General features: G+C 58.8%; 23 protein-coding genes. 14 read left to right on the top strand and 9 right to left on the bottom strand.

Annotation, left to right across the window (positions count from 1 at the left end; genetic code table 11):
• Positions 1-3 precede the first annotated feature (3 nt).
• From G6L97_RS14710 to G6L97_RS14670, 9 genes are all read right to left on the bottom strand, one after another.
• The gene (locus G6L97_RS14710) at positions 4-738 is read right to left on the bottom strand and encodes an ABC transporter ATP-binding protein (RefSeq protein ID WP_019566446.1); all 735 of its coding nucleotides are present in this window, start codon (positions 736-738) and stop codon (positions 4-6) included.
• Positions 735-1,604: an ABC transporter permease gene (locus tag G6L97_RS14705; RefSeq protein ID WP_003517829.1), complete on the bottom strand. Its 870-nt coding sequence runs from the start codon at positions 1,602-1,604 to the stop codon at positions 735-737. Before G6L97_RS14705 ends, G6L97_RS14710 begins: the two co-directional genes overlap by 4 nt.
• Entirely contained in the window at positions 1,601-2,596 is a 996-nt protein-coding gene (locus G6L97_RS14700) for an aliphatic sulfonate ABC transporter substrate-binding protein (protein WP_174003192.1), read from the bottom strand. Before G6L97_RS14700 ends, G6L97_RS14705 begins: the two co-directional genes overlap by 4 nt.
• A 149-nt stretch (positions 2,597-2,745) precedes the next feature.
• The gene (locus G6L97_RS14695) at positions 2,746-4,074 is read right to left on the bottom strand and encodes an LLM class flavin-dependent oxidoreductase (protein WP_003517825.1); all 1,329 of its coding nucleotides are present in this window, start codon (positions 4,072-4,074) and stop codon (positions 2,746-2,748) included.
• A 453-nt stretch (positions 4,075-4,527) separates the two neighbouring features.
• Positions 4,528-5,649 carry a sn-glycerol-3-phosphate import ATP-binding protein UgpC gene (locus tag G6L97_RS14690; RefSeq protein WP_025595982.1) on the bottom strand — a complete coding sequence of 374 codons (1,122 nt, stop codon included), beginning with the start codon at positions 5,647-5,649 and terminating at the stop codon, positions 4,528-4,530.
• 41 nt (positions 5,650-5,690) lie between these two features.
• Complete coding sequence (locus G6L97_RS14685; RefSeq protein WP_003517820.1) at positions 5,691-6,578, bottom strand: ABC transporter permease subunit; 888 nt, start codon at positions 6,576-6,578, stop codon at positions 5,691-5,693.
• Between the two features lie 10 nt (positions 6,579-6,588).
• Positions 6,589-7,479, bottom strand: coding sequence for a carbohydrate ABC transporter permease (locus G6L97_RS14680; protein WP_003517818.1), 891 nt, complete (start codon positions 7,477-7,479; stop codon positions 6,589-6,591).
• 75 nt (positions 7,480-7,554) lie between these two features.
• The gene (locus G6L97_RS14675) at positions 7,555-8,898 is read right to left on the bottom strand and encodes an extracellular solute-binding protein (RefSeq protein WP_003517816.1); all 1,344 of its coding nucleotides are present in this window, start codon (positions 8,896-8,898) and stop codon (positions 7,555-7,557) included.
• A gap of 260 nt (positions 8,899-9,158) precedes the next feature.
• Entirely contained in the window at positions 9,159-9,632 is a 474-nt protein-coding gene (locus G6L97_RS14670; protein WP_025595986.1) for a VOC family protein, read from the bottom strand.
• Positions 9,633-10,076: 444 nt separating this feature from the next.
• Here G6L97_RS14670 and G6L97_RS14665 point away from each other — a divergent pair, with 444 nt between their 5' ends.
• From G6L97_RS14665 to G6L97_RS14600, 14 genes are all read left to right on the top strand, one after another.
• On the top strand, positions 10,077-11,861 hold the full coding sequence (locus tag G6L97_RS14665; protein ID WP_003517811.1) for a methyl-accepting chemotaxis protein: 1,785 nt from the start codon (positions 10,077-10,079) through the stop codon (positions 11,859-11,861).
• A 196-nt stretch (positions 11,862-12,057) separates the two neighbouring features.
• Positions 12,058-12,951: a lytic transglycosylase domain-containing protein gene (locus G6L97_RS14660; RefSeq protein ID WP_174003189.1), complete on the top strand. Its 894-nt coding sequence runs from the start codon at positions 12,058-12,060 to the stop codon at positions 12,949-12,951.
• Positions 12,952-13,098: 147 nt separating this feature from the next.
• Positions 13,099-13,512 (top strand): hypothetical protein, encoded by a 414-nt coding sequence (locus tag G6L97_RS14655; protein ID WP_127966347.1) that lies wholly within the window; start codon positions 13,099-13,101, stop codon positions 13,510-13,512.
• A 109-nt stretch (positions 13,513-13,621) separates the two neighbouring features.
• Positions 13,622-15,496 (top strand): sigma-54-dependent Fis family transcriptional regulator, encoded by a 1,875-nt coding sequence (locus tag G6L97_RS14650; protein WP_174003157.1) that lies wholly within the window; start codon positions 13,622-13,624, stop codon positions 15,494-15,496.
• Between the two features lie 176 nt (positions 15,497-15,672).
• On the top strand, positions 15,673-16,746 hold the full coding sequence (locus G6L97_RS14645) for a 2,3-butanediol dehydrogenase (RefSeq protein WP_112681980.1): 1,074 nt from the start codon (positions 15,673-15,675) through the stop codon (positions 16,744-16,746).
• 66 nt (positions 16,747-16,812) lie between these two features.
• Positions 16,813-18,612, top strand: a complete 1,800-nt coding sequence (locus G6L97_RS14640) for an NAD(P)/FAD-dependent oxidoreductase (RefSeq protein WP_003517801.1) — start codon at positions 16,813-16,815, stop codon at positions 18,610-18,612.
• A gap of 199 nt (positions 18,613-18,811) precedes the next feature.
• Positions 18,812-19,792: a 3'-5' exonuclease gene (locus G6L97_RS14635; RefSeq protein WP_174003155.1), complete on the top strand. Its 981-nt coding sequence runs from the start codon at positions 18,812-18,814 to the stop codon at positions 19,790-19,792.
• 166 nt (positions 19,793-19,958) lie between these two features.
• A complete protein-coding gene (locus G6L97_RS14630; RefSeq protein ID WP_003517798.1) occupies positions 19,959-20,711 on the top strand; it encodes a GntR family transcriptional regulator in 753 nt (250 codons plus the stop codon).
• Positions 20,708-21,493, top strand: coding sequence for a transporter substrate-binding domain-containing protein (locus G6L97_RS14625; protein WP_060642688.1), 786 nt, complete (start codon positions 20,708-20,710; stop codon positions 21,491-21,493). The genes G6L97_RS14630 and G6L97_RS14625 overlap by 4 nt, the downstream gene beginning before the upstream one ends.
• Positions 21,494-21,565: 72 nt before the next feature.
• The gene (locus G6L97_RS14620; protein WP_111802988.1) at positions 21,566-22,237 is read left to right on the top strand and encodes an amino acid ABC transporter permease; all 672 of its coding nucleotides are present in this window, start codon (positions 21,566-21,568) and stop codon (positions 22,235-22,237) included.
• Positions 22,234-22,893, top strand: coding sequence for an amino acid ABC transporter permease (locus G6L97_RS14615; RefSeq protein WP_019566432.1), 660 nt, complete (start codon positions 22,234-22,236; stop codon positions 22,891-22,893). The genes G6L97_RS14620 and G6L97_RS14615 overlap by 4 nt, the downstream gene beginning before the upstream one ends.
• Positions 22,871-23,596, top strand: coding sequence for an amino acid ABC transporter ATP-binding protein (locus G6L97_RS14610; RefSeq protein ID WP_019566431.1), 726 nt, complete (start codon positions 22,871-22,873; stop codon positions 23,594-23,596). Before G6L97_RS14615 ends, G6L97_RS14610 begins: the two co-directional genes overlap by 23 nt.
• Before the next feature lie 313 nt (positions 23,597-23,909).
• Positions 23,910-24,995, top strand: coding sequence for an ABC transporter ATP-binding protein (locus tag G6L97_RS14605; RefSeq protein WP_019566430.1), 1,086 nt, complete (start codon positions 23,910-23,912; stop codon positions 24,993-24,995).
• Between the two features lie 30 nt (positions 24,996-25,025).
• Positions 25,026-26,315 carry an ABC transporter substrate-binding protein gene (locus tag G6L97_RS14600; protein WP_174003152.1) on the top strand — a complete coding sequence of 430 codons (1,290 nt, stop codon included), beginning with the start codon at positions 25,026-25,028 and terminating at the stop codon, positions 26,313-26,315.
• Positions 26,316-26,347: the final 32 nt, after the last annotated feature.

Below are 26,347 nucleotides of genomic sequence, written 5' to 3'. Positions count from 1 at the left end.
CAGTCAGATGACGTGGGCGTTGTGCAGGGCAGTCAGCACCTCGTTCTTGAGGGTGGCGAGTTGCGGCGACCTTCTGTCGCGCGGGCGCGGCTCGTCCACTTCTATCCGCTGCTGGATACGGCCGTCATGGGCACCCATCATGTAAATGCGGTCACCGAGATAAAGCGCCTCGTCAATATCGTGGGTGACGAGCAGGAAGGAAATGCCGCGCTGTTCGACGAGTTTCAGGACAAGGTCCTGCAATTTCATCCGCGTGAAAGCATCGACCGCGCTGAAGGGTTCGTCGAGCAGCAAGATGCGCGGCCGGGTATAGAGCGCTCTTGCTATGGCGACACGCTGCGCCATGCCGCCTGAAAGGGCTTTCGGTAGCGCGTCGCCATGGCCGCTCAAGCCCACATCGTTGATCAGTCCTTCTACCCGCTCGACATCATATTTCTTGCCGGCCGCATAACCGATGTTTTCGGCAACTGTCAGCCACGGCATCAGGCGGGGTTCCTGAAAGACAAAGGCGATGGGCGGTGAGTCCGATGCCTGAACTTCCTTTGCCTGCTGAACCTTCACAGCGCCTGAGAAATGCCGGTCGAGGCCGGCGGCGATGCGCAGCAAGGTGCTTTTCCCGCACCCACTTGGTCCGAGAAGAACCGCCGCTTCACCATCGCCGAGCGTCAGGTGAATATCCTGAAGGACAACCGTGTCTCCGAAGGCTTTTTCGCGAACATCGACATTGAGCAAACTCATCGCAGGCGCCCTCCTTGCTGAAGGGGGTAAGTGTCGCGCCATCTGAGGCAACGTTCCTCGACTATCTTGAAAAGGCTGTCGGAAATCTTGCCGAGGACGGCAAGGCAGATAATCGCTATCATCACCAGATCGGGTCGGGAGAGTTCCCGCCCATCGGATAGCATGTAGCCGATGCCCTCGGAAGCCGCCAGAAGTTCCGCTGCGACAACGCTTAGCCAGGCCAGCGACAGGCCGTAACGCAAGCCCGTGAACAGATGAGGCAAGGAGGCGGGAATGAAAATCCGCCAAACCAGCACCGGCAACGGCTGGCGATACATCTCGCCCACTTCCACCAACTTGCGGTCGACATTCCTGATGCCGGAGAAGAGGTTGAGATAAACAGGGAAAAACGCGCTTTTGGCGATCAGTACGATTTTCGAGGTTTCGCCAATGCCGAACCAGATCATCAGCAGCGGCACCCAGGCGAGGCTCGGAACCGCGCGTAGCGCCTGAAACGTCGGTTCAAGGTAACGCTCGGCGGCAACGACCAGCCCGACCAGCGAACCGACGACGATTGCAAGAAGGGAGCCAATGACGAAGCCGACAAAGACACGGGCGGTACTGGCTGCGACATTCGTCCACAAAGGACCCTCGGCGAGCCTTAGAAACGTGTCGTAAAGCTCGGAGGGCGGCGGCAGCACATAGGGGCTTACCCAGCCCACGCGCACAAAGAATTCCAGCAGCAACAATGAGCCGACCGGCACTATCGCGCCGCGCAGGTCGAACCTTCCCAGGAAATTCCCCACTCTTTGCACCAACGGCAGTCGGGAAGGGAGTTGTTTCGCAGTCTGCTTCACGCGCTGAAATTCGCGCGGATGAGAATTCATGCTCCCAGCGCCTTTTTCGCCGGTGCCGGATCGATCAGCGACGAAAGGACGCTGTCGACATTGACGCCAGGACGCAGCACATCGTCGCCGAGCAACGGGGTCACGATACGGATCGAGTTCAGCAGTTCCTCGCCTGGAACAGGATCCTTCCAGTCGCGCTTTTCGATCGTCAGCTTGGTGATCTGGGGATCGTTGCCGGTGACCTTCGTGACGAAATCGATGAATTCGCCGTTGTTTTCACGGATCCATCTTTGTGTCTCGACCCAGACACCGAGGAGGCGTTCGACCGCTTTCGGGTATTTCGCCAGAAACTCCTCGGAAACGCTGAAGACGCTGCCGTCGCGCCAGCTACGCTCATCGAAAATCGCCCTGTCGCCGGCAAGTTCTGCCTGGGATGTGTGTGGATCGATGCCGACCCATGCATCAACCTGTCCCTGCTGAAGCGCGTTGAATCCTTCCGGATGCTGCAGGTTCACGACCTTGAGGTCATTGATCGAAAGCTTGTTTTGGGCAAGGGCGCGCAGGAGGGTGAAATAAGGCGCGGTACCCTTGGTGACCGCAATGGTTTTGCCCTTGAGATCGGCGACGGTCTTGACCGGCGAATCCGGGCGAACCTGTATGATGGAAGAACCGCCCCAGCTTGCCACATAGATCACCTTCAGCGGCACACCATTGGCGCGGGCCAGAAATGCGGAAAGTGCTGCCGAACCGGCAAAATCCGTCGAGCCGACCTTCAGGAATTCGAGCGAATTGTTGCTTCCGCGGGATTGTACCCAGGTGATCTTGGTGCCGACATCCTTGAACGCTTCCTCAAGCCAGCCCTTGTTCTTTATCAGCAGCGTGTGTGAGGAGTAAAATCCCCAATCCAGCTTCAGCTCAGCAGGAAACTCATGTGAGCTCTGGGCCAGCGCGCTGCCCGTGGCAAAGGGTGCTGCGAGAGCCCCGGCAATGCTGAGTTTCAGGATCTGGCGGCGAGAATGTTTAGCCTTCATAATAGTGTACCTAATTTATGTAATTTGTGTATTTAAATGGTATGGGCCGGCGTTTATGAGGTCAATCCAGCCTTCTGGAACCTCATCCCAAACTTCAGGGCGGGCGTGGAAAATCTCCCTACCGCTGGCCGGATCGGCGCGACGGCGCGTTATTCAGGGAAAAAACGATTGGCCGGACGTTGCAAACCGAGATGATCGCGCAATGTCGTTCCCTCATAGTCCTTTCGGAACAGGCCGCGCCTTTGCAGTTCGGGCACAAGCAGGGTCGTGAAATCGTCAAGTCCGGCAGGCAGGAACGGGAAGGTGACGTTGAAGCCATCCGACCCCTCTTCGTATAGCCATTGTTCCATCTCGTCAGCGATGGTTTTTGCCGTGCCGACAAATGCGAGACCCCCATAGCCACCCAGCCGCTGCGCCAGCTGGCGCACCGTCAGCCCCTCGCTCCTTGCAAGTTCGATCACCCTCTCGCGGCTGGATTTGCTTGCATTGGTTTCGGGAATGTCAGGCAAGGGGCCATCGGGATCGAAACTCGAAGCATCGTGGCCGAGCGCAATCGAAAGCGAGGCTATCGCGCTTTCATAATGGACGAGGCTGTCGAGCCTGGCGCGTTTGGCCTTGGCTTCTTCCACGCTATCGCCGACCAGAACGAAAGCGCCCGGCAGGATGACAATGCCGTCGCGGGAACGGCCTGCCGCAACGGTTCTGTCCTTGACGTCCCTGTAGAACGCTTTTCCCGCCGCAAGCGTGGGTGTTGCCGCAAAAACGACCTCGGCAGTTTCGGCTGCAAGCTGGCGCCCCGGCTCTGAAGCCCCGGCCTGAACGATGACGGGCCAGCCCTGCACCGGACGCGCTATATTGAGCGGACCGCGCACGGAAAATTCCGGTCCCTTGTGATTAAGCACATGCATTTTTTCAGGGTCAAAGAACAACCCGCTATCGACATCCCGGAGAAAGGCATCATCGGAAAAGGAATCCCACAGCCCGGTAACGACGTCGTAAAATTCCCGCGCTCTTCCATAACGCTCCGTGTGGTCAGGCTGTTCGTCCCGGCCGAAATTAAGCGCCGCATCCGGATTTGCTGTGGTGACGATGTTCCAGCCGGCGCGACCATTGCTGAGGTGATCGAGTGAGGCGAAACGCCGCGCTACGTGGTAGGGTTCATCGAATGTTGTGGAAGCGGTGGCAACCAGCCCGATGCGGGAGGTGACGGCGGCGAGCGCCGAAAGCAGGGTGAAGGGTTCGAAAGACGTGACGGTATGGCTGCGGCGCAGTGCTTCCGTCGGCATGTTCAGCACCGCCAGATGATCGGCCATGAAAAATGCATCGAATTTCGCGGCTTCAAGCTGTTGCGCAAATCGCGCCAGATGGCCGAAATTGAAGTTCGCGTCCGGGAAGGATCCGGGATAACGCCACGCACCCGTGTGAAGACTGACGGGCCGCATGAAGGCGCCGAGGTGCAGTTTGCGATCGTTTGCCATTGGGCTTCACTCTTTCGTTGAAGTTTTGACCCGAGCGTTTTGTCTGTCGGCCGCCAAGGATCGAAGACCGGCTCGGTCCTCATCGCGACGATAGCCTTGCTGGCGGCTCTGTGCGGCAAAGACTATTGCGATTATGATTTCCAAACAGAAAGATTTTTCCTGAAATCATTCATTTCGCAAGATCGCTTTGCCTGCAACGGGTTTGCCTCATCGTGTTGACGTAATATCCGGCAGGCGATGTGCTTCCCGTGGTGATCGCCAAGCAAATTTCGACGTATTTCGCGCAATTATTCTAGTGAGAAAATGGCGCAAATTCAGAATATTGGTCGATATAGCTAATGTATTGGATGATTTCGAAATCGTAGTTCGAGATCGAAAACGTCGTTTGGAAATCCGGCGTGGTTGGGACACCCCCAAACCGCGCCGGACTGATCCGTGCTCAAACGTCCGCCATCAAACTGCCAGCAGCTTTTCGTTGCCGATGCGGGTTGTCTCAATGGCACCCTCCGTTTCGATGCGCTTGCCGGTGGCCGGATCGAAAAAGTGGAGATGGGCCGGGGGCAGTTCGAAGTGGATGCGCTGGCCGGGTTTGACCAACAGATCTTCGCCGATGGCTGCGGAGAAAGTTTCGCCGGCGATTTCCGCATGTACGATGCGGCCGGAACCCAGCTCTTCTACAAAGTCCACGGTTGCGGGCACGCCCGCACCCTCGATGCTGACCAGGCATTGTTCAGGGCGAATGCCGACTGTCACGTCGCGCCCGCGCAGCTCCAGCGCGGTCTCGGGGAAGAGTTTCACCGGCTGGCCGCCCAGCATGACGGATGGAGATTCGACCTCCACCCGCGTGTTGAACAGGTTCATCGCCGGTGAGCCGATGAAGGAGGCTACGAAGGTGCTGGCGGGGCGGTGATAGATATCGAGCGGATGACCGACCTGCTCCACATTGCCCTTGTTCATCACCACCAGCCGGTCGGCCAGCGTCATGGCTTCCACCTGATCATGGGTGACGAAGACGGAGGTGGCCGACAGGCGCTGGTGCAGTTTGCGGATTTCGGCGCGCATCGTCACACGCAGCTTTGCATCGAGGTTGGACAGCGGTTCATCGAACAGGAATACCTGCGGTTCGCGGATGATTGCGCGGGCCATGGCCACGCGCTGGCGCTGGCCACCGGAAAGGGCGGCAGGCTTGCGTTCGAGATAGTCGGAAAGGCCAACGATCTTGGCCGTTTCCTCGATGCGGCGCAGGCGTTCAGCCTTGGGAACGCCTGCGACCTTCAGCGCATAACCGATATTGCCTGATACCGTCATATGCGGATAAAGCGCGTAGTTCTGGAACACCATGGCGCAACCGCGCTCGCGCGGCTCCAGCGTGTTGACGACGCGCCCGCCAATGGCGATTTCACCCGACGTGATATCCTCCAGCCCGGCGATCATTCGCAGAAGTGTGGACTTGCCGCAGCCCGAGGGGCCGAGGATGACGACGAATTCGCCGGTTTCGAAAGTGAGATCCACGCCGTGCAGGGTCGGGGTCTTGCCATAGGATTTGCGGACCTGCCGAATATCGATCTGAGCCATGATATTAATAACCTTGTTGTTGAGAGCCACGCGTCGCGTCGTCACTTGTCGGATGACACGAGACCGCGCACGAACCAGCGTTGCAGGAACGCCACGACGAGAAGCGGCGGCATGATGATGATTAGGGAACCGGCAAGCGTGACGTTCCAGTCCGGCGTGCCGTCCTCCGAAGGCAAAAGGGCACGCAACGACATCATCACCGTCTTGTAGGAGGGATCGGTGACCATCAGCAGCGGCCACAGATACTGGTTCCACGAGGAGACGAAGAGAATGGTGGTGAGGGCCAGCATGTTGGTGCGCGAGAGCGGCAGCAGCACGTCGAAAAAGAAACGCACGGGGCCGGAGCCATCCATGCGCGCCGCCTCCGCAAGTTCATCAGGCAGGGTCATGAAAAACTGCCGGTAGAGAAAGGTGCCGGTGGCCGTGGCGACAAGCGGCAGCGACAGGCCCGCATAGGAATTCAGCAGGTTCCATTCGATGTTGACTTCGACACCGCTCACCAGCGCTATAAGGTAACGGAACGGCTGGAACACATCCGCTGCCACGGCATAGGTCGGAACGGCGCGAATTTCGAGCGGCAGCATCAGCGTGATGAAGACGGACCAGAAAAACAGGTGTTTCAGCGGCGAGCGGAAAAACACGATGGCGAAGGCGGTCAGAGCGGAAAGGGCTACCTTGCCCGCTGTGACGAGCGAGGCCATCACCAGGCTGTTGAACATGGCGTTGCCCAGATTGGCGCGGTTCCAGGCGGTGCTGAGATTTTTGAAAAGCTCGCCCTGCGGCATGAAGCTGAAGGGCGTGTGGTTCACCTGCTGCACCGTCTGGCTGGCGCCTGCCAATACCACGATGAAGGGGCCGATAAGAAGCAGAAGTCCCGCGACCATGACCACATAGGTAAAGGCGTCGGCATAGGGCGTGCGCTGTATCATCTCTCAGGCCTCACTTGTAATGGACGCGCCGCTCGATGAAGCGGAACTGGATGAAGGTGAAGACCATGATGAGGCCGATGAGGACGATGGTTTGTGCCGAGGCGCCGGAATAGTTCAGCCCTTCGAAGGCCTCGGTGACGATGCGGTAAACCATCACATCGGTGGCGCGGTTGGGGCCGCCCGCTGTCAGCGAATGCACGATGCCGAACGTGTCCTGGCCGACGAAACCCTCGGTCATCATCGTCACCATCAGGAAGAACAGCGTGGGTGCGAGCAACGGCACCTGAATGTCTATGGCGCGGCGGATCGGGCCGGAGCCATCCATCGCCGCAGCTTCCGTCAGCGAACGGGGCACGGATTGCAGGCCGGCAAACAGGAAGATGAAGGTGTAGCCCGCCCATTTCCAGATAAAGATGGCGATGACGAGCGCCAGTGCATGTTCGCCGTATTTCGCCGGGTTCCAGATATCTGGCCAGGCGGCGTTGAGTGAAGCGGCCAACCCGCGTTCCGGCGACAGGATGAAGCGGAAGGCCATGCCTGCGGCGGGACCTGCGATGGCGAAGGGCAGGATATACAGAACCCGGAAAAATCCGGAGCCGGGAAGCTGGCGGTCGACGGAGAGCGCCAGGGTGAGGCCGATGAGGATGGCGACGAAGGGGCCGACGGTCGCGAAGATCAGGCTGACGGTAACGGAATGCCAGTAGAATGGATCAGAAAAGACTTCCTGGAAATTGGCGAAACCAACGAATTCTGCCGCGCCGCCGAAGGGCGGCTGGAGGGTGAAGGCCCAGTTGATCACCGCCGCCACGGGCCAGTAGAAGAACAGGAGGATCAGTGCCAGCTGCGGCAATGCGAACAGCAGCGGCAACCATGTGCTTTTGAAAACGGCGCGCTTTTCCATGAAATATCCGAAACAGAAAATGGCATTAAGGGTTTGCCCGCGCGGAGACGGGCAAACCCAGGCGAAAAGGACCGCTTAGTTCAGCTTGGCGCCGGCATAGGTCTTTTCGAAGCGGCGCAGGCCGGCATTCGAGCGCTCGACAGCCTTGTCGAGTTCGGTCTGAATATCGGCGTTCTGCATGAAGATGGCTTCGAGCGAGGTCGAGACTTCCTTGCGGATCTGCGTGAAGCCGCCGAGGCGGATGCCGCGGGTATATTCGGACGGCGGCGTAAACGTGAGGCTTTCGATTGCCTTTTCACGGCCCTTGTAGGGCGCCTTGTCGTAGAAGCCGTTGGCCTTCATGGCGTCGAAGCCGGTCTTGGTGACCGGGATGTAGCCGGTAACGGTCGACCACCACTCAACCATATCAGGCTGCGCGATGAAGTTCAGGAATGCGGCCGCACCCTTGTATTCAGCTTCCGGACGACCAGCCATGACCCAGAGCGAAGCGCCGCCAACCAGCGAGTTGTGGCGCTCGGTGCCCTTCCAGATCGGCAGCATGGCGACGTCCCACTTCACGCCCTCAGGCATGGTCTTGCCGACGGTCCCGTGGCCCGCAATCGAGGACATGAACATCTGGCAGGTCTGCGAGGTGAAAGCGGGCAGGATGTCCATGCCGAGCTGCTTGGTCTTGACGACGAACAGCTTCTCGTCCTGCATCTTCTTGAAGAATTTGACCTGATCAACGAACTTCGTCTTGTTGATCGTCAGTTCGGCGTCGAGGCCCTGATAACCGTTGCCCTTGGTGGCGATTGGCTGGTTGTGGATGGCAGAGAACTGTTCCATCAGCATCCAGGTGTCGAAATTAAAGGCCAGCGGGCATTCGAAACCGGCCGTCTTGAGCTTCCGGGCGGCTTCTTCAACCTGTTCCCATGTGTCGGGCTTGAAGGTGATGCCGGCTTTTTCGAAAGCGGTGACATTGTAATAGAAGACCGCGGTGGAGGAATTATAGGGGAAGGAGTTCAGCTCGCCGTCAGCCGTTGCATAATAATTGGCAATGCCGGGGAAATAGTTGTTCCAGTCGATCTTGTAGCCGTTGTCGGCCATCAGCTTCTTGGCGGGAACGAAAGCCTTGGACAACATCATGTCCAGCGTGCCGGCATCGTAGATCTGGGTAATGGCGGGCTGCTTCTTGGCGCGGTAGGCGGCAATGGTGTTCTGCAGCGTGGCGTCGTAGTCGTTCTGCGACGTGCAGACGATTTCGAATTCAGCCTGGGAGTCGTTGAACTTCTTGCAGGTTTCCTGAACGCGGTCGCCGAGATCGCCGGAAAGGCCGTGCCAGAATTCGAATTTGGTCTTTTCTGCGTGGGCAGCCGTGGCGCCGAAGGCGGCGGCAATGGCAACGCCTGCCACGAAAGAGGTCAGAGCGGAAGATTTCATAAGTTGAGCCCCGTTGATGGAGTAATGGCATGACCGGCGAGGACGTCACGTCCCCAACACGAAGCCACGGGCTCTGCTAGCAGCCGTCTTTGACGGATCGCTTACACTTTGTTGAACGTTTTGTGATGAGTGAAGGTACAGGCACGCATAGGCGTCCAGGGAAAATCAGATAAACGGGTTTTATCTGATTTTCCGTGGTTTTTCAGTTCTTTACTTGAAATGTCTTTCTTCGCTACTTGTCGCTGAATGATCTGTTAGCATCAACCCCGACGTGCCGCCTCGATGGTGGCGACGTCGATTTTCTTCATATCCATCATTGCCGCGAAGGCACGTTTGGCCTCGGCGCCGCCGGCGGACATTGCTTCCATCAGCACCCGCGGGGTGATCTGCCAGGAGATGCCCCATCGGTCCTTGCACCATCCGCAGGCACTTTCTTCTCCGCCGTTACCGACGATGGCATTCCAGTATCGGTCCGTTTCTTCCTGGTCCTCAGTAGAAATCTGGAACGAGAAAGCCTCGGTGTGCTTGAATGTCGGTCCACCGTTAAGGCCGATACAGGAGACGCCTGCCACCGTGAATTCCACCATCAGCACGTCCCCCTCCTTTCCGGAGGGGTAATCGCCCGGCGCCCGATAGACGGAATTGACGGTGCTGTCGGGAAAGGTCTCGGCATAAAATCTGGCTGCGGCCTCGGCATCCCTATCGTACCAGATGCAGATCATGTTCTTCTTCACGGCGTGTTCCTCCCAAAAGAAAGCCCCATTCGGTAAACAATGTCGCCATGCGCCGATCGTTCCGAAAGGAGGGGGAAGGTGCAATTTTGCAAAGGAATAAAGGTTGTGCGTCATGACGGTGCCGGCGCGATGATCAAACACGACGCGCATGGATATTTAAATCCAGCGCCTCACCCTTCGGCGATAGGCATCATATGCCGGGCCCAGCAGCGCCCGTTCTGAAGAATAAATATGAAACAATGTCTCTTTGTAACGTGAAGCGCGTGCTTGATCTAATGTGCAGATTTTTGCGGCAGGAAGACGCGTATTGCCCAAATTTCGCCCGTACCATCAACTCGCGTGATCAACGTCAAGATTATCCTTAAATATTATTTAATAATGTAATCATATTGTTGGTAAACGATTTTCAGTAGAAACTGTCCAGCTGCCATCGGAGGATCGCGCGTGAGTTTTCTTGATCGTGGTGCCAATGCTTTCGCGGTTCTTGCCGCTCTCTCCAAATCTCAAGCCATCATCGAGTTTGATATGGCCGGAAAGATTCTCGCCGCCAACGAGAATTTCTGTCGTGCGCTCGGTTACGAGCTGGCGGAAATAGTCGGCAGACATCACAGCATGTTCGTTGAACCTGAAGTCGTGTCATCGCAGGACTACAAGGCCTTCTGGTCAAAGCTTTCGGCCGGCCAGTTCGATCAGCGGCAGTACAAGCGCATTGGCAAGGGTGGCAGGGAAGTCTGGATCGAGGCCTCCTATAATCCGGTGTATCGTCGCGGCAAGCCGGTGAAAGTGGTCAAGATCGCCACGGATATTACCGAGCGCAAGCTGAAGGCGGCGGAAGATGCGGGCAAGATCGACGCCCTGTCGCGGGCGCAGGCCATCATCGAGTTCTCTCCGAACGGCGAGGTCCTGACGGCCAACGAGAATTTTCTGGCGGCGCTCGGCTATTCGCTCGCCGAGGTGCAGGGAAGGCATCATTCGATGTTCTGCGAACCCGCCTACACACAGTCCCCGCAATATGCGCAATTCTGGAAAAGGCTTGCCGGCGGCGATCTGGTGGCAGATGAATTCATGCGGCTTGGCAAGGGCGGTCGCAAGGTTTTCATTCAGGCCTCCTATAATCCGATCTTCGATTTGTCCGGCAAGGTGTTCAAGGTCGTCAAATTTGCCACCGACGTGACCGGACGTGTTGAAAATGTCGAAAAGCTCGCGCAGTCCCTGACCAATCTGGCTGACGGTGATCTTTCGCAGAGCATCGACAAACCCTTTATCCCCTCGCTTGAAAGATTGCGGTCCGACTTCAACGCAGCCTCGAAAAAGCTCAAGAAGGCCATGACGCTGGTCTCTGAAAATGCCGGCGCCATTTCTTCGGGGTCGAATGAAATAAGATCCGCGGCCGACGATCTCGCCAGACGTACGGAACAGCAGGCCGCCTCTATCGAGGAGACGGCTGCGGCCCTCGAGGAGATCACCACCACCGTCAATGATTCAAGCCGCCGGGCGGAAGAGGCTGGAAAAATCGTCGGCCGTGCCCGCGACCACGCCGAACATTCAGGTCAGGTTGTGCGCGATGCGATCAGTGCCATGGACCAGATCGAAAAATCGTCGCGTGAGATTTCGAATATTATCGGCGTTATCGACGAGATTGCCTTTCAGACCAATCTGCTTGCGCTGAATGCAGGCGTGGAAGCTGCCCGCGCAGGCGAAGCAGGCAAGGGTTTTGCCGTGGTCGCGCAGGAAGTTCGCGAACTTGCGCAACGCTCGGCGACGGCCGCAAAGGAAATCAAGAGCCTGATCAACGCGTCTGGTACGCAGGTTGAAAACGGCGTTGGCCTTGTTACCAAAGCGGGCTCTGCCTTGCAGGAAATCGCGGAACAGGTGCGCGACATCAACACAAATGTCGTAGCGATCGTCGATGCCGCGCGCGAACAGTCGACCGCGCTCGCCGAGATAAATCAGGCGGTCAACACCGTTGACCAGGGAACGCAGCAGAACGCCGCGATGGTTGAGGAGCAGACGGCTGCCAGCCACAGCCTTGCACGGGAAGCGGCAGCGTTGTTTGAGCTTTTAGGGCAATTCCGGTTCGATGACGCATCGCACTCGACATCGTCGTCGCGGAGCGGCTTCGAGCAGCAGGCTACCTTTGCCACTCCGCGTCGCCCGGCATCCCGCCCGCTTGCGGTGCGCGGTTCCGCTGCAGTTGCCGTCGAACATGAGGATTGGCAGGACTTCTAAGCACACAAGATGGCCTTGCCGACGCGGAAATGCGACCTTTATTCTGGACGCATGGAAGCCTCGGCAAGGCCCAAACCGAAGCTTCCATTGAAGAAGAGCCATAGGTCTGGGCATATCTTGCAGAATGCCTGATAATCGGCGTATCGGGCGTGGGATTTGCGGGGAGTTTTGCTTGGCGGGGATATCGACACGCTGCGTGAGTCTTGCTCTGTGGTTGCTGGCGCTTGCCAGTGGCACGACCGGGGCCGAGGAGAAGGCCGATGGCAAAGTCTCCTGCGCCTACACCCATGATGTCGCGCCGGAATTGTGCATCCGTGTCGAAAGCTACAATAACGACCTCTGTCACGCCATCGAGGTTCTGGCCGGGCGCCACGCCGTTCCGCCGGATTACTTCGCCCGGCTCATCTGGCGGGAAAGCCTGTTCCGGGCCAATGCGGTCAGCCCGAAGGGCGCGGAAGGCATAGCACAGTTCATGCCTGGAACCGCAAAGCTGCGTGGTCTCAAAGACAGCTTCAACATAATCGCCGCACTCGAGGCCTCTTCCCGGTATCTGTCCGAGTTGAATAAGCAGTTTGGCAATTTCGGTCTCGCCGCCGCAGCTTATAATGCGGGCGAGGCGGGATTGCGGAATTTTATCGCGACCGGTCGGCTGCCGACGGAAACCCGGGATTATGTGTTTGCGATAACGGGATATCCGGTTGAGAAATGGAAGGACAATCCGCCGGAAAAGGCGGCCCCGGCATTGGATGAGACCCGCTCCTTCATCGATGCCTGTCTGCGTCTGGCCGATACGCGAACGATGAACGATCCTGTCCTCATCTCGTCGGCCGACTGGGCGCCCTGGGGCGTGCAGCTTGCCGCGCATTATAATCCGGCGGTGGCGAACCGGCTTTTTACCCGTGCCATTGGCCAACTATCCGGGCCGCTTAATGCCGAGCGGGCTTTGATCGTGCGGCAGCGAGGCGGCAATTTCGGTTCGCGCCCGCGTTATGCCGCCCGCATCGGCCGCGATACACGCGGCCAGGCCAACGAGCTTTGCGGCGAAATCCGCCAGGCCGGCATTCCCTGCACCGTGTTCCGCAACAGATGAGAACACCTGTATGACCCTGTCGATCATAACAAGTTGATCAGCATCTGGGTCGCACCTCCTTTCAGAGCAAAATTATGGAGCCTAGATTGCAACGCTGACGACGGAACGTGTCGGCTGATGGTATTCTGTGAGGGAAGAAAACTGAAAATGAGATGGCTTGAAACGGGATGTCTGGTCGGCGTGCTGGCCGCTATTTCTGGTTGCGCCACGACCGGGCAGACGGACGCATCGCGAACGGTGGCGAGCCTCGTGGGCCAGCCCCTGGATGCGGCTATCGCCAGACTCGGCCGTCCTAACAAGGTGATCATCGAAAAGGGTGCGACGGAATCCTATTGGCTGAAGGTGGATGTTGAGACCTATGCCGGCCTCTCCAACAAGCGGGAAATCCGCACCTTGAACGGGCAGGTGCGGATATCGGAAACGGAAGGCATGAAGATCAAGGAGCATCGCCGCGACTGCATCATCAAGATCACCGCGGATCCCGCTTCCACCATCAAGACCAGCGAAATCATCGGCAATCCGGCCAATTGCGAGAACATTATCAATCGCCCAAACACCTGAGGCGGTCGCATTCGAGACTGTTACATCGCTTCGAACGACCGAACCACCGTAAGAGGTGGATTGTGGGCGATCTCCTAATATGCGACCATCCGTGCCGGAGGATGCGTGCATGGTATCGACGCTGTCGCATATACGGGAGATCGAACTTGTCGGCATGGGCGCGGTCAGCCCGCGTGATACGCCGGTCATCCAGTCCTGGCTGCGCTGCCTCAATGACTACAAGCTCGACCCAACGATTGCGCAGGAAGCCTATATCGTGCCCGAGCTGAAGCTTCGGGAGCATCGCGAGCAGGCCGAGGAGCTCATCCGTATCGGCCGCTCCGGTCTCGAAGCCCTGTTCAACCAGATTGCCGAGCAGAATTACGTCCTGCTGCTGTCGGATGCGCGCGGCGTTACCGTCGATTTCATGGGCGACCCGACCTTCGACAACCAGTTGCGGAGGGCGGGGCTTTACCTTGGCTCGGAATGGTCGGAAAACCGGGCCGGTACCTGCGCCGTTGGCGCCTGCCTCGTTTCCGGCGAGCCGGTGATCATCCATCAGGATGACCATTTCGATACCAGCCATATCGGGCTGACCTGCACTGCGGCGCCCGTCTTCGATACGCTCGGCGATCTCACCGCCGTGCTCGACATTTCCCAGCTGCGCTCGCCGACGGCCAAGGCCAGCCAGCAACTGGCGCTGCATCTCGTTGCCTCCACCGCGCGGCGCATCGAGCTTGCCAATCTCATGACCCGCACCCGCAATGACTGGGTGTTGCGTCTTGCCCGTTCACCTGAGTTTCTTGACGTCGATCCCGATGCGGCGATCGCCCTTGATGGCAGCGGACGTATCACCGGCATGACCCATGGTGGCTTCGGCGCGCTGGCGCGCTCCATGAACATGCACGGGCTTGCCACCCGCGATTTTCTCGGCCAGCCGATTTCCTCGGTCTTCGATATCGATGTGGACGACCTGCCGCGCTTCATGCGCGGGCGGCCGAATGGCGAGCGGCTTTTGCGCGCCCGCAACGGTCTGGTGCTTTTTGCCAGCGCGATCGCGCCCGCCGTCAGCATTCGCGCTCCTGTCAAGCCTGAGCCACGCTTGCCGCGAGCGCTGAGGGACATGAGCAACGGCGATCCGGCGATGGAAAAGGTGCAGGCGCGGGCAGCAAAGCTTGCCGCCCGCGATATTCCCATCCTCATTCAGGGTGAGACGGGCAGCGGCAAGGAATATCTGGCACGGGCGATCCATGACAGCTGCAACAGCGACGGTAATTTCGTCGCCGTCAATTGTGCGGCAATCCCGGAGCATCTGATCGAATCCGAATTGTTCGGCTATACGCCCGGTGCCTTCACCGGCGCCAGCCAGAAAGGCAAGCGCGGTCTCATCGAGGAGGCAAGTGGCGGCACTTTGTTCCTGGATGAGATTGGCGACATGCCGCTTTCTCTTCAAAGCCGCCTGCTGCGCGTGCTTTCGGAAAACGAGGTGCAGCCGGTTGGCGCATTGAAAGCCAAGCCGGTGCGTCTGAGAGTACTGTCCGCATCGCACCGCGATCTTGCCGAACTGGTGAAGGAAGGCCGTTTCCGGCAGGACCTCTATTATCGCGTGAACGCCGCAACGGTGACGCTGCCGGCGCTGCGGGAGCGCGAGGATCTCGGCTGGCTGATCGATCAGTTTCTCCGCCGCATCGAGAAGGAAAACGGCGAGACCTACAGGATCGATAAGGCGGCACGGGCAATTCTGCTTGACCATGACTGGCCGGGCAATCTGCGCGAACTCTTCAATGCACTGCGGGTTGCAGCTGCGCTTTCCGATGGCGGCAAGATCGATCCGGGTTGCCTGCCTGAACACCTCTTTGCCGAAGTCGCCACCGATGATGCTTTGCGCGATGACGACGATCTGCGCCGGGCGCTGAAGGACTGCGGCAACAACGTCTCGGCGCTGGCGCGAAGCCTCGGCGTCAACCGCTCCACCATTCACCGCCGTCTCAAACGCCTGAATTGACTGCGTCCGAACCGGTGCGACCATTGCAACACCTGTTGCACGGAACCTGTTGCATTCTGCCGGCGAGCCTAAGAGCTGAATTTGTAACCAATTGAAAATACTTCAAGATATGGCGCAAGCCATTCTGGCATGCCGCTTGCTGATCCTTCTGTGCAAGAACTACAGGAGGAAATGCAATGAAGGCACTGCGCTTTCACGCCGCCAAGGACCTACGCATCGAGGATGTGGATACGCCACCCGAGCCCGGTCCGGGTGAGGTGCTCGTCGAAAACAAGTTCTGCGGCATCTGCGGCACGGACCTGCACGAATATGCCTATGGCCCGATCTTCGTGCCGAAGGAGCCGCATCCTTTCACCGGCGCGCACGGGCCGCAAATTCTCGGTCATGAATTCGGCGGTGTCGTAAAGGCCGTAGGCGAGGGCGTTAGCCATGTAAAGCCCGGCGACCGGGTATCGATCCAGCCGCTCATCATGCCGCGTCATGGCGACTATTATGCTGATCGCGGTCTTTATCACCTGAGCACAAATCTCGCTCTCGCCGGTCTGTCCTGGCATTCCGGCGGCATGGCGCAGGCGGCTCTTCTCAACGACTATAACGTCCAGCCGATACCCGATGCGCTTTCCGATCAGGAAGCGGCCCTCATCGAGCCGACGGCAGTCGCGGTTTATGCCTGCGACCGTGGCGGTGTCACGGCCGGCAGCAGCGTGCTTGTGACCGGTGCCGGGCCGATCGGCATTCTCGTCGCCATGGCCGCCAGGGCGGCCGGTGCCTCGCAGATATTTCTTTCCGATCTCAACGACACGCGTCTGGCGCTGGCGCGGGCGGCGCTTGGCGAGGTGCGCACGATCAATCCCAAGACGGAAAAGGTGGGCGATGTCATCCGCGCCGAGACCGAAGGCAATGTTGGCTGCGATGTCGCCATCGAATGCGTCGGCAATGAATATGCGCTGAAGAACTGCGCCGATGCCGTGCGCAAGCAGGGCGTTGTGGTGCAGACCGGCCTCCACCCCGGCGAAAACCCGCTGAACTGGTTCGACGTGACCTTCAAGGACATCGATATCCGCGGCTCCTGGGCCTATCCGACTCACTACTGGCCGCGTGTTGCCCGGCTGATCGCCAGCGGCCAGATCCCGGCGAGCCGGATCGTTACCAAAAACGTCTCACTCAGCGAGGCGGTCACGGAAGGGTTCGACCAGCTGCTCGACCCGGCCGGCAAACATCTGAAGATCCTGATCGACCTGTCGCGATAGGCCGATTTGAAGTGCGGGGCGGTTGAGGAGCCGTCCCGTTTCCACATTGAGCAGGAGGAGGAATACATGCTCGACAAGACCCCCACCACCCGCCTTCAGGCGCTTCTCGATACGTTCGGGGCAGCACTCGAAGCTGGCCGCATCGATGATGCCGTTAATCTGTTTGCCGAGGATTGCTACTGGCGCGACCTCGTTGCCTTTACCTGGAACATCAAGACCGTTGAAGGTCGCGATCAGGTGCGCGACATGCTGCAGGCGCAGCTTTCGACGGCCAGACCCACAAACTGGCGCATCGCTACCGGCGAGGAGGCAACGGAGGCGGATGGTGTGCTTGAAAGCTGGATCACCTTCGAGACGGCGACAGGGCGCGGCTACGGCCTCGTGCGCTTCAGGAACGGGCAGATATGGACGCTGCTGACGGCGCTTTCCGAACTGAAGGGCCATGAGGAAAAATCGGGCTTCACCCGCCCGCTCGGCGCAAGGCACGGCCAGAACCTTGGTGCCAAAACCTGGATGGAGGAGCGCGAGGAGGAAGCGCGCACGCTCGGTTATGACAAGCAGCCCTATACCGTCATCATCGGCGGTGGACAGGGCGGCATCGCGCTCGGCGCCCGGTTGCGCCAACTCGGCGTGCCGACGATCATACTCGAAAAGAACGAGCGGCCGGGTGACAGCTGGCGCAAGCGCTACAAGTCGCTCTGCCTGCATGACCCGGTCTGGTACGACCATCTGCCTTACATCGATTTTCCGAAGAACTGGCCGGTCTTTGCCCCCAAAGACAAGATCGGTGACTGGCTCGAATTCTACACCAAGGTGATGGAACTGAACTACTGGACCCGCTCCACTGCCAAATCCGCCAAGTGGGACGAGGCGGCGAAGGAATGGTCGATCGTCGTCGATCGCGATGGCGAGGAAGTCGTGCTCCGGCCAAAGCAACTGGTCTTTGCCACCGGCATGTCCGGCAAGGCTAATATTCCTGATTTCAAGGGGCGCGAGCGCTTCAACGGCGATCAGCACCATTCCTCGCAGCATCCGGGGCCGGATGGGTACAAGGGTAAGAAGGTCGCCGTGATCGGCTCCAACAATTCGGCCCATGATATCTGCGCCGCACTCCACGAAGCGGGTGTCGATGTGACCATGATCCAGCGCTCGACCACCCATATCGTCAAATCCGATACGCTGATGGATATAGGGCTCGGTGCGCTCTATTCCGAACAGGCCCTGGCGAATGGGGTGACGACGGCGAAGGCCGATCTCATCTTCGCGTCGCTGCCCTACCGGATCATGCATGAGTTCCAGATCCCGCTTTACGACAAGATGCGGGAGCGCGACGCCGATTTTTACGCCGCACTGGAGAAAGCCGGGTTCCAGTTAGACTGGGGTGCGGATGGCTCCGGCCTCTTCATGAAGTACCTGCGGCGCGGCTCCGGTTATTATATTGATATCGGCGCCTCGCAGCTGATCATCGATGGCAAGGTGAAGCTTGCCGCCGGTCAGGTGGACGAGATCACCGAAAACTCGATCAAGCTCGCTGACGGCAAGGAGATTCCTGCTGACGTCATTGTCTATGCGACGGGATATGGTTCGATGAATGGCTGGGTCGCCGATCTCATCGATCAGGAAACGGCAGACAGGGTCGGCAAGGTCTGGGGTCTCGGTTCGGACACGCCGAAAGACCCGGGGCCGTGGGAAGGCGAGCAGCGCAACATGTGGAAGCCGACGCAGCAGGAGGCGCTGTGGTTCCACGGCGGCAACCTGCACCAGTCGCGGCATTATTCGCAATATCTCGCCTTGCAGTTGAAAGCGCGCATGGAGGGGCTTCCTACACCTGTCTATGCATTGCAACCGGTTCACCACACACGCTGACCACGGGTATTTCAATCGATAACGGTAATGCAGAAAGGGGGCGGAACATTCCGCCCCCTTTCTGAATCCGATGCGGGCAATGCCAAACGGACGCCGCCCGGTTTCTGTGGATCACGGCAACCGCTGTTGTTAGTGTGAGCCTCTGCGCATATGTTGGAAAACTCAATATCGATTTCCGGTCAAAGCGGACAGAAGAACAATGACCTCCCAGTTGGATTTTTTCGCTTCCGCGACGGCGCGGCTTCCTCAGGCTGAGCGCGGGCGAAAAGCGGGTGGTCGTGAAACGACGCTGAAATCGGTTCCTGAAGATGAGGCTCTGGCCGCACATCTCGAATCCACAGGGAATTACCGCGTCCTGCGCAAGTTGCAGGCGCGCGCGATATGCGAGCAGCCGCGACCGGGGTTTCCACGTCAGGGCGTGATCCTCGACACCGAGACCACGGGCCTCAACCACCGAACTGACGAGATCATCGAAATCGGCGTCATTACCTTCACATTCGACGATCAGGGCACGATCGGCGATGTCACCGGGGTCTATGGCGGTCTGCGACAGCCGGGCACTTCCATTCCGGAAGAAATCACGCGCCTGACGGGTATCACCGATGAAATGGTTGCCGGACAAACGATAGACATCGACCGGCTGACCTCCCTGGTTGAAGGTGCTGATCTGATCATTGCCCACAATGCCGGCTTCGATCGTCCGTTTTGCGAGGCCTTCTCGCCGATCTTCCGCAATAAGGCCTGGGCCTGCTCCGTCTCTGAGGTTGACTGGAGTGGTCGGGGTTTTGAGGGCAGCAAGCTCGCCTACCTCATCGGGCAATCCGGCTATTTCCATGACGGCCACCGAGCAGTCGACGATTGTTTCGCTCTGTTGGAGGTGCTGGAACAGGTACGCGCCGGCCAAAGCGGGACGCCCTTCATGGAACTCCATGAAGCCAGCCAGCACTCCCGGGTTCGCATTTACGCGGAGAACAGCCCGTTCGACATGAAGGATCATCTGAAAAAGCGGGGCTATCGCTGGTCTGATGGTTCCGATGGCCGGCCGAAATCCTGGTGGGTGGAACTGGCGGAGGAAAAGCTCGAAGAAGAGCTGCATTTCCTCCGAACCGAAATTTACCGCTGGGACGCCGATCCCACGGTCAAGTATCTGACGGCATTCGACCGGTTCAAAGCCGGTTAGAACGAAACCGCGACGGCCGTACCGTCAAGTTTGCACAGCTCTGCGTTTTTTTTGATGTTTGTCGATTTTCTTGCTCAAAATTTGAGCGGGTAGGCGCGAGCTTTTTCGCTGCATTTTGATTTTAAAACAATATCGGTTCTGGCACGGGCCTTGCTTTCAGTCTTGTATGCAAGATTTACATACCAAGCAGGACCGTCAGATAAACATCGAAGAAGCCATCGTTTCCGGCATTCTTTCAGCGCGCATCCGGCCGGGCACGCGGCTCAGCGAAAATCAGCTGGCTGGACTCTTCTCCGTTTCACGTACGCGGGTACGGGAGGCGATGATGCGGCTGGAAACACGTGGCATCGTCCATGTCAGCGCGCGGCGGGGGTGGTTCGTCGTCGAGCCCTCCGCCGAGGAGGCGATGACCATCTATGAGGCGCGGCGGATTATCGAATCCGGATTGCTTCGCAGCATGCGGATGCTGTCGGAGGAGGGGCGCAAGGTCCTCGTCGCGCATCTTGAGGAAGAGAAAGTCGCAATAGCCGCAGGTGACCGCCAGCGCCTTACCTGCCTCATGGGCGATTTTCATATCCGCATCGCCGAGCTTTGCGGCAATGCCGTGCTCATCGAGCTGCTACGCGATCTGACCGCCCGGACAATTCTGATCTCCATGCTCTACCAGTCGGAGTTTCATGCCCTCCAGTCCCATGAGGGGCATTGCCGTATCTTCGACGCGATGGCTGCGGGCGATTTCGTGAGGGCGGCGGAGCTTTCCATCGAGCATCTGGACGAGGTGGAAACCGGCCTCGACCTCACACGACGCCCCGATCCTCTCGCCGGCCTTCGCCGGTCGCTCGCCCTACCGGAAATGAATGGCGGCGATCCGGATAAAATTCACATGCAACACAATCAACACAAGGAGAATGACATATGATCTTCAGACGGACCCTCATCGCTGCCGCCGCCATGGCTGCCGCCTTTGGTCTTTCCGCGCCCGCCAAGGCGGATGCCCTTGCCGACATCACCGCACGCGGCACGCTGCGTGTGGCCGTACCGCAGGATTTCCCGCCCTTCGGCAGCGTTGCTGCTGATATGACCCCGCAGGGCTACGACATCGACATGGCCAAGATGATCGCCGACAAGCTGGGCGTGAAGGTGGAACTCGTCCCGGTCACCAGTGCCAACCGTGTTCCCTATCTCCAGACCAACAAGGTCGATCTCGTTATCTCCAGCCTCGGCAAGAATGCAGATCGTGAAAAAGTTATTGATTTCTCTGATGCTTACGCGCCTTTCTTCAACGGCGTTTTCGGCCCGGCCGACGTCGCGATCTCCAAGGCCGAAGACCTTAAGGGCAAGACCATCGCCGTCACGCGCGGTGCCGTCGAGGACCTGGAACTGACGAAGGTCGCGCCTTCGGACGCCACCATCAAGCGTTACGAGGACAATAACGGCACCATCTCGGCCTTCCTTTCGGGCCAGGTGGAAGTTGTCGCGACCGGCAACGTGGTTGCAGCCGCCATCCTCGCCAAGAACCCCCCGAAGCGTCCAGAATTGAAGTTCCTCATCAAGAACTCTCCCTGCTACATCGGCCTCAACAAGAACGAGCCGGCCTTATTGGAAAAGGTTAACGCCACCGTAGCTGCGGCCAAGGCCGACGGCTCGCTGAATGCGATCGCCACCAAGTGGCTTGGCCAGGATCTGCCGAAAGACCTTTGATCATCGTCTGCCATGGTCATCCCGGATCCGCCGGGATGACGCCTTTCTCCACCGGCGCAAGGGGACTGTTTCTTGAGCTATCAATTTGATTTCCTGTGGCTTGGCGAATATTGGCCACAAATTGCCAAAGGCATCGCCATTACCAGCCAACTCACGCTGGTCGGCGGCGTGGTCGGCGTTTCACTTGGCATCGCCTGCGCATGGGCCCGGGCGCTCGGACCTTTATGGTTGAAGCCCATCGTCGGCACCTATGTGGAGCTCATCCGCAATACGCCTTTTCTGATCCAGTTGTTTTTCATCTTCTTTGGCCTGCCATCGCTTGGTTTCAAGCTTACAGAGCTGACCGCGGCCAATCTGGCGATGATCGTCAATCTGGGCGCCTATAGTTGCGAGATCATCCGCGCCGGTATTCAGGCGACGCCGAAGGGCCAGTTCGAGGCGGGTGCGAGTCTTGCCATGACGCGCTTCGAAACGTTTCGCCATGTGGTGCTTACACCCTCGCTGCAACGCATCTGGCCGGCGCTTTCTTCGCAAGTGGTGATCGTCATGCTCGGCTCGGCCGTCGTTTCGCAGATTGCGGTGGAAGACCTGACCTTTGCGGCGAACTTCATCCAGTCGCGCACGTTCCGCGCCTTCGAAGCCTACATCCTGTCAACCGTCATCTACCTGCTGCTCGCCATCCTGTTGCGGCAGGGCATGCTGGCGCTCGGCAGCTTTCTTTTCCCGAGGAGGGCGGCACGATGACTGAATTCACCTTTTGGGACATTCTGCGCAACCTGCTGCTCTCCACCCGCTGGACGCTGTTGCTATCGCTCGTTTCCTTCATCGGCGGCGGTATGGTGGGCATCGTGCTTTTGTGGTTGCGCATCAGCCCGCGCCGGGCTTTGAACCGCGCTGCCCGCATCTATATCGAAGTCTTTCAGGGCACCCCGCTGCTGATGCAGCTTTTCATCGCTTTTTTCGGCCTCGGTCTCCTCGGGGTCGATGTTCCGGCCTGGCTTGCGGCTGGCGTGGCGCTTATCCTCTGGACCGCTGCCTTCCTTGCGGAAATCTGGCGTGGCTGCGTTGAGGCGATTGCGAAGGGCCAGTGGGAGGCGTCCGCCAGCCTTGCCATGGGCCGCCTGCAACAGATGCGCTACGTCATCCTGCCGCAGGCGCTGAAGATCGCCATTCCGCCAACGGTCGGTTTTTCCGTACAGGTCGTCAAGGGCACAGCACTCACCTCCATCATCGGTTTCGTTGAACTGTCCAAGGCCGGCACGATCGTCACCAATGCCACCTTCCAGCCCTTCACCGTCTATGGGCTGGTTGCTCTCATCTATTTCGCCCTCTGCTGGCCGCTGTCGAAATCCAGCCAGTTCCTAGAAAGGAAGCTCAATGTCGCTCATCGAAATCACTGAAGTCCACAAGAGCTTTGGCGACAATGAGGTGCTGAAGGGCATAAATCTGGATGTCGAACCCGGCGAGGTGATCGCCATCATCGGCAAAAGCGGCTCCGGAAAATCGACGCTGCTTCGCTGCATCAACGGACTGGAGACGATCAGCGCCGGCTCGATCCAGGTGGCAGGTGCGCAGTTGCTGGACGATGAGCTGCATCTGAAGGCATTGCGGCTGAAGGTCGGCATGATCTTCCAGCAATTCAATCTCTTTCCGCATCTGACGGCCGGCGGCAATGTCATGCTTTCGCAGATGGTGGTGAAAAAGGTCACCAAGCCGGAGGCCGAGGTGACGGCGCGCAGGATGCTGGAGCGTGTCGGGCTGGCGCACAAGTTCGATGCCTATCCGGATGAACTGTCCGGCGGCCAGCAGCAGCGCGTGGCGATTGCCCGCGCCCTTGCCATGCAGCCTATCGCCCTTCTCTGTGACGAAATTACCTCGGCGCTCGACCCCGAACTCGTGTCTGAGGTGCTGGCCGTCGTGCGCGAACTGGCAAAGGAAGGCATGACGCTGCTGATGGTGACGCATGAAATGAAGTTTGCCCGCGACGTCTGCTCGCGCGTTGTTTTCATGCATCAGGGCCGCGTGCACGAGATCGGGCCGCCGGAAGATGTTTTTGCCAATCCCCAGACGCCGGAACTCAAGCAGTTCCTTGGCATGATCTAAGCAAAGTACCGACGCACGCGACCGGAGCGGTGCGTGCGTCGGCAGTAGCATTTATGTTGTGTTTGCCGGGAAAATGTCCGCCATTCCAGTGGTGTCAGCCAGTTCGTTTCGATGGCACTCTTTTCCCGATTTCATGTTTCGCTGTCGGTCGCTCAGATCGCATACAATTTCCGCACCAAATCGAAAACAATCGATGTAAATTTGAGCAGGCCGGTGACGGGACCGGTGGGCACATCGAAATTCACTTTTTATATCAATGGCAAAGCCGATTGGCACGGCTCCTGCATGACAAAGACGTCGCAGGAGAGTGTTCATGAGCAAAGCCGCAGCAATCGACATCGCTTCCGTTTCCAAGATTTATGGCAACACCACCGCGGTGCATGCCATAAGCCTCAAGATACCGGCAGGAAGTTACTGCTGCCTGCTTGGTCCTTCGGGCTGCGGCAAGACCTCGACACTGCGAATGATCGCCGGCCACGAAAGCATTTCAAGCGGCGATGTCAGGCTTGGTAATGTGGTCGTCACCGATCTGCCGCCCGCCAAACGCGGCACGGCAATGATGTTCCAGTCCTATGCGCTGTTTCCGCATCTCGATCTTGTCGACAACGTTGCCTTCAGCCTCAAGATGAAGGGGGTGGACAAGGAAGCGCGCCGCGCCAAGGCGCTGGAGATGCTGCGGCTGATGCAGCTCGAACCCTATGCCACCCGGCGCCCGGCCCAGCTTTCCGGCGGGCAGCAGCAGCGCGTGGCGTTGGCTCGCGCGCTTATCACCGACCCCGAGGCGTTGCTGCTGGATGAGCCGCTTTCGGCACTCGATCCTTTCCTCAAGATCCGTATGCGGGCCGAGCTGAAGAAGCTGCAAACCTCGCTCGGCATCACCTTTGTTCACGTCACACACAGTCAGGAAGAGGCAATGGCGCTGGCCGACGTCATCGTCGTCATGAATGATGGCCGCATCGAGCAGGCAGCGACGCCGCGCGAGCTGTTTGAGCGCCCGGCCACCGCTTTCGTCGCCCGCTTCATGGGCGATCACAATGTCATTTCCGGCCGGTTCAAGGAAAAGAACGGCGATCTCGTCACGCTGGAGGTTGCGGGCGGCGGCACCTTCACGGCAGGCGGCGTTGCCCCGGATGACGGCGCGGTCGATATCGCCGTTCGTACCGACCGTGTGCGCGTCGGCGAGGCGGATCAACCCGGTTTCGGTTTTACCGGCATCGTTTCGAATGTCGAGTATCGCGGTGCAAGCGTGAAGATCGCCGTGACCGGCGCGGGCATTGAGGATTTCAACGCCATCCTCAGCGACGTCGCCTTCTTCGAAAAGCCGGTAAAGACCGGCGACGCCATACCGCTTTCATGGAATGCGGCCGATGCCATCGTGCTCGGCCGGGTAGAGAAGTGACCCCAAAAATAACCAGAGGAGAACTTTGAAATGACCGACAACTCCAACAGCAACAAGGGCCTGTCCCGCCGCGGCCTTCTTAAAGCAGGTGCCGCCGCAACAGGCGCGGCCATCGGCTCCGGCCTTGTCACCGGTTTCCCCACCATATGGGCGCAGAACCCGATCACGATCCGCCAGTTCGGCACGGGTGTTTCGAACCTCAATGCGATTGCCGAAAAGTGCAAGGCTGATCTCGGTATCACACTGGAGATGACGGCGACGGATTCGGATGCGGCCGCGCAGCGCGCCGTGACCCAGCCGAACTCCTACGATATCGCCGATATCGAATACTGGATCCTGAAGAAGGTCTACCCGGCGGGTGTCATTCAGCCGATGGAAATCAAGAAGCTGAAATATTACGACAAGATCGTTCCGCTGTTTAAAAACGGCAAGCTGACGCCCGGTAGCGTCGTGGCCCAGGGTACCGCCCCGCACACGGTCGGTTTCGTCGAAAAGCCCGGCGACAAGAAGTTTGCGAAAAGCGAAACCGATTATTTCACCATGGTTCCGACCATCTACAATGCCGATACGCTCGGCATTCGCCCCGATCTCGTCGGCCGCGATATCACCAGCTGGGCCGATATCATGGACCCCAAGTTCAAGGGCAAGGCTTCTATCCTCAACATCCCCTCCATCGGCATCATGGATGCGGCGATGATCATGGAAGCCATGGGCAACATCAAATATGCCGACAAGGGCAACATGACGAAGGAGGAGATCGACAAGACCATCGACTTCCTCATCAAGGCCAAGAAGGACGGGCAGTTCCGCGCTTTCTGGAAGAGCTTCGATGAAAGCGTCAACCTCATGGCGTCGGGTGAAGTCGTGATCCAGTCCATGTGGTCGCCCGCCGTCGCCGCGGTTCGCTCCAAGGGCATCGCCTGCAAATATCAGCCGCTCAAGGAAGGCTATCGCTCGTGGGGTGGCGGCCTTGGCCTTGCCAAGCACCTCTCCGGTGCCAAGCTGGATGCGGCCTATGAGTATATCAACTGGTACACCTCCGGCTGGGTCGGCGCCTACCTCAATCGTCAGGGCTATTACTCCGCCGCCATGGATACGGCCAAGGAACATATGTCGGCCGACGAGTGGGGCTACTGGGTCGAAGGCAAGCCCGCGCAGGGCGATATCATCGCGCCTGATGGCAAGGTCATGGAAAAGGCCGGTGCAGTGCGCGACGGCGGTTCGTTCCAGGAGCGCATGGGCAAGGTCGCCTGCTGGAACTCCGTCATGGACGAGGACCGCTACATGGTTCGTCGCTGGAACGAGTTCATCGCGGCCTGATCTTCTCGCCTTTCGCAGACATGAGGCCGCGC

Source organism: Agrobacterium tumefaciens, from assembly GCF_013318015.2.
GTDB classification, from domain to species: Bacteria; Pseudomonadota; Alphaproteobacteria; order Rhizobiales; family Rhizobiaceae; genus Agrobacterium; species Agrobacterium tumefaciens.
Note: the sequence above shows the minus strand (reverse complement) of the source record. Positions and strands in the feature narration are given on the sequence as shown.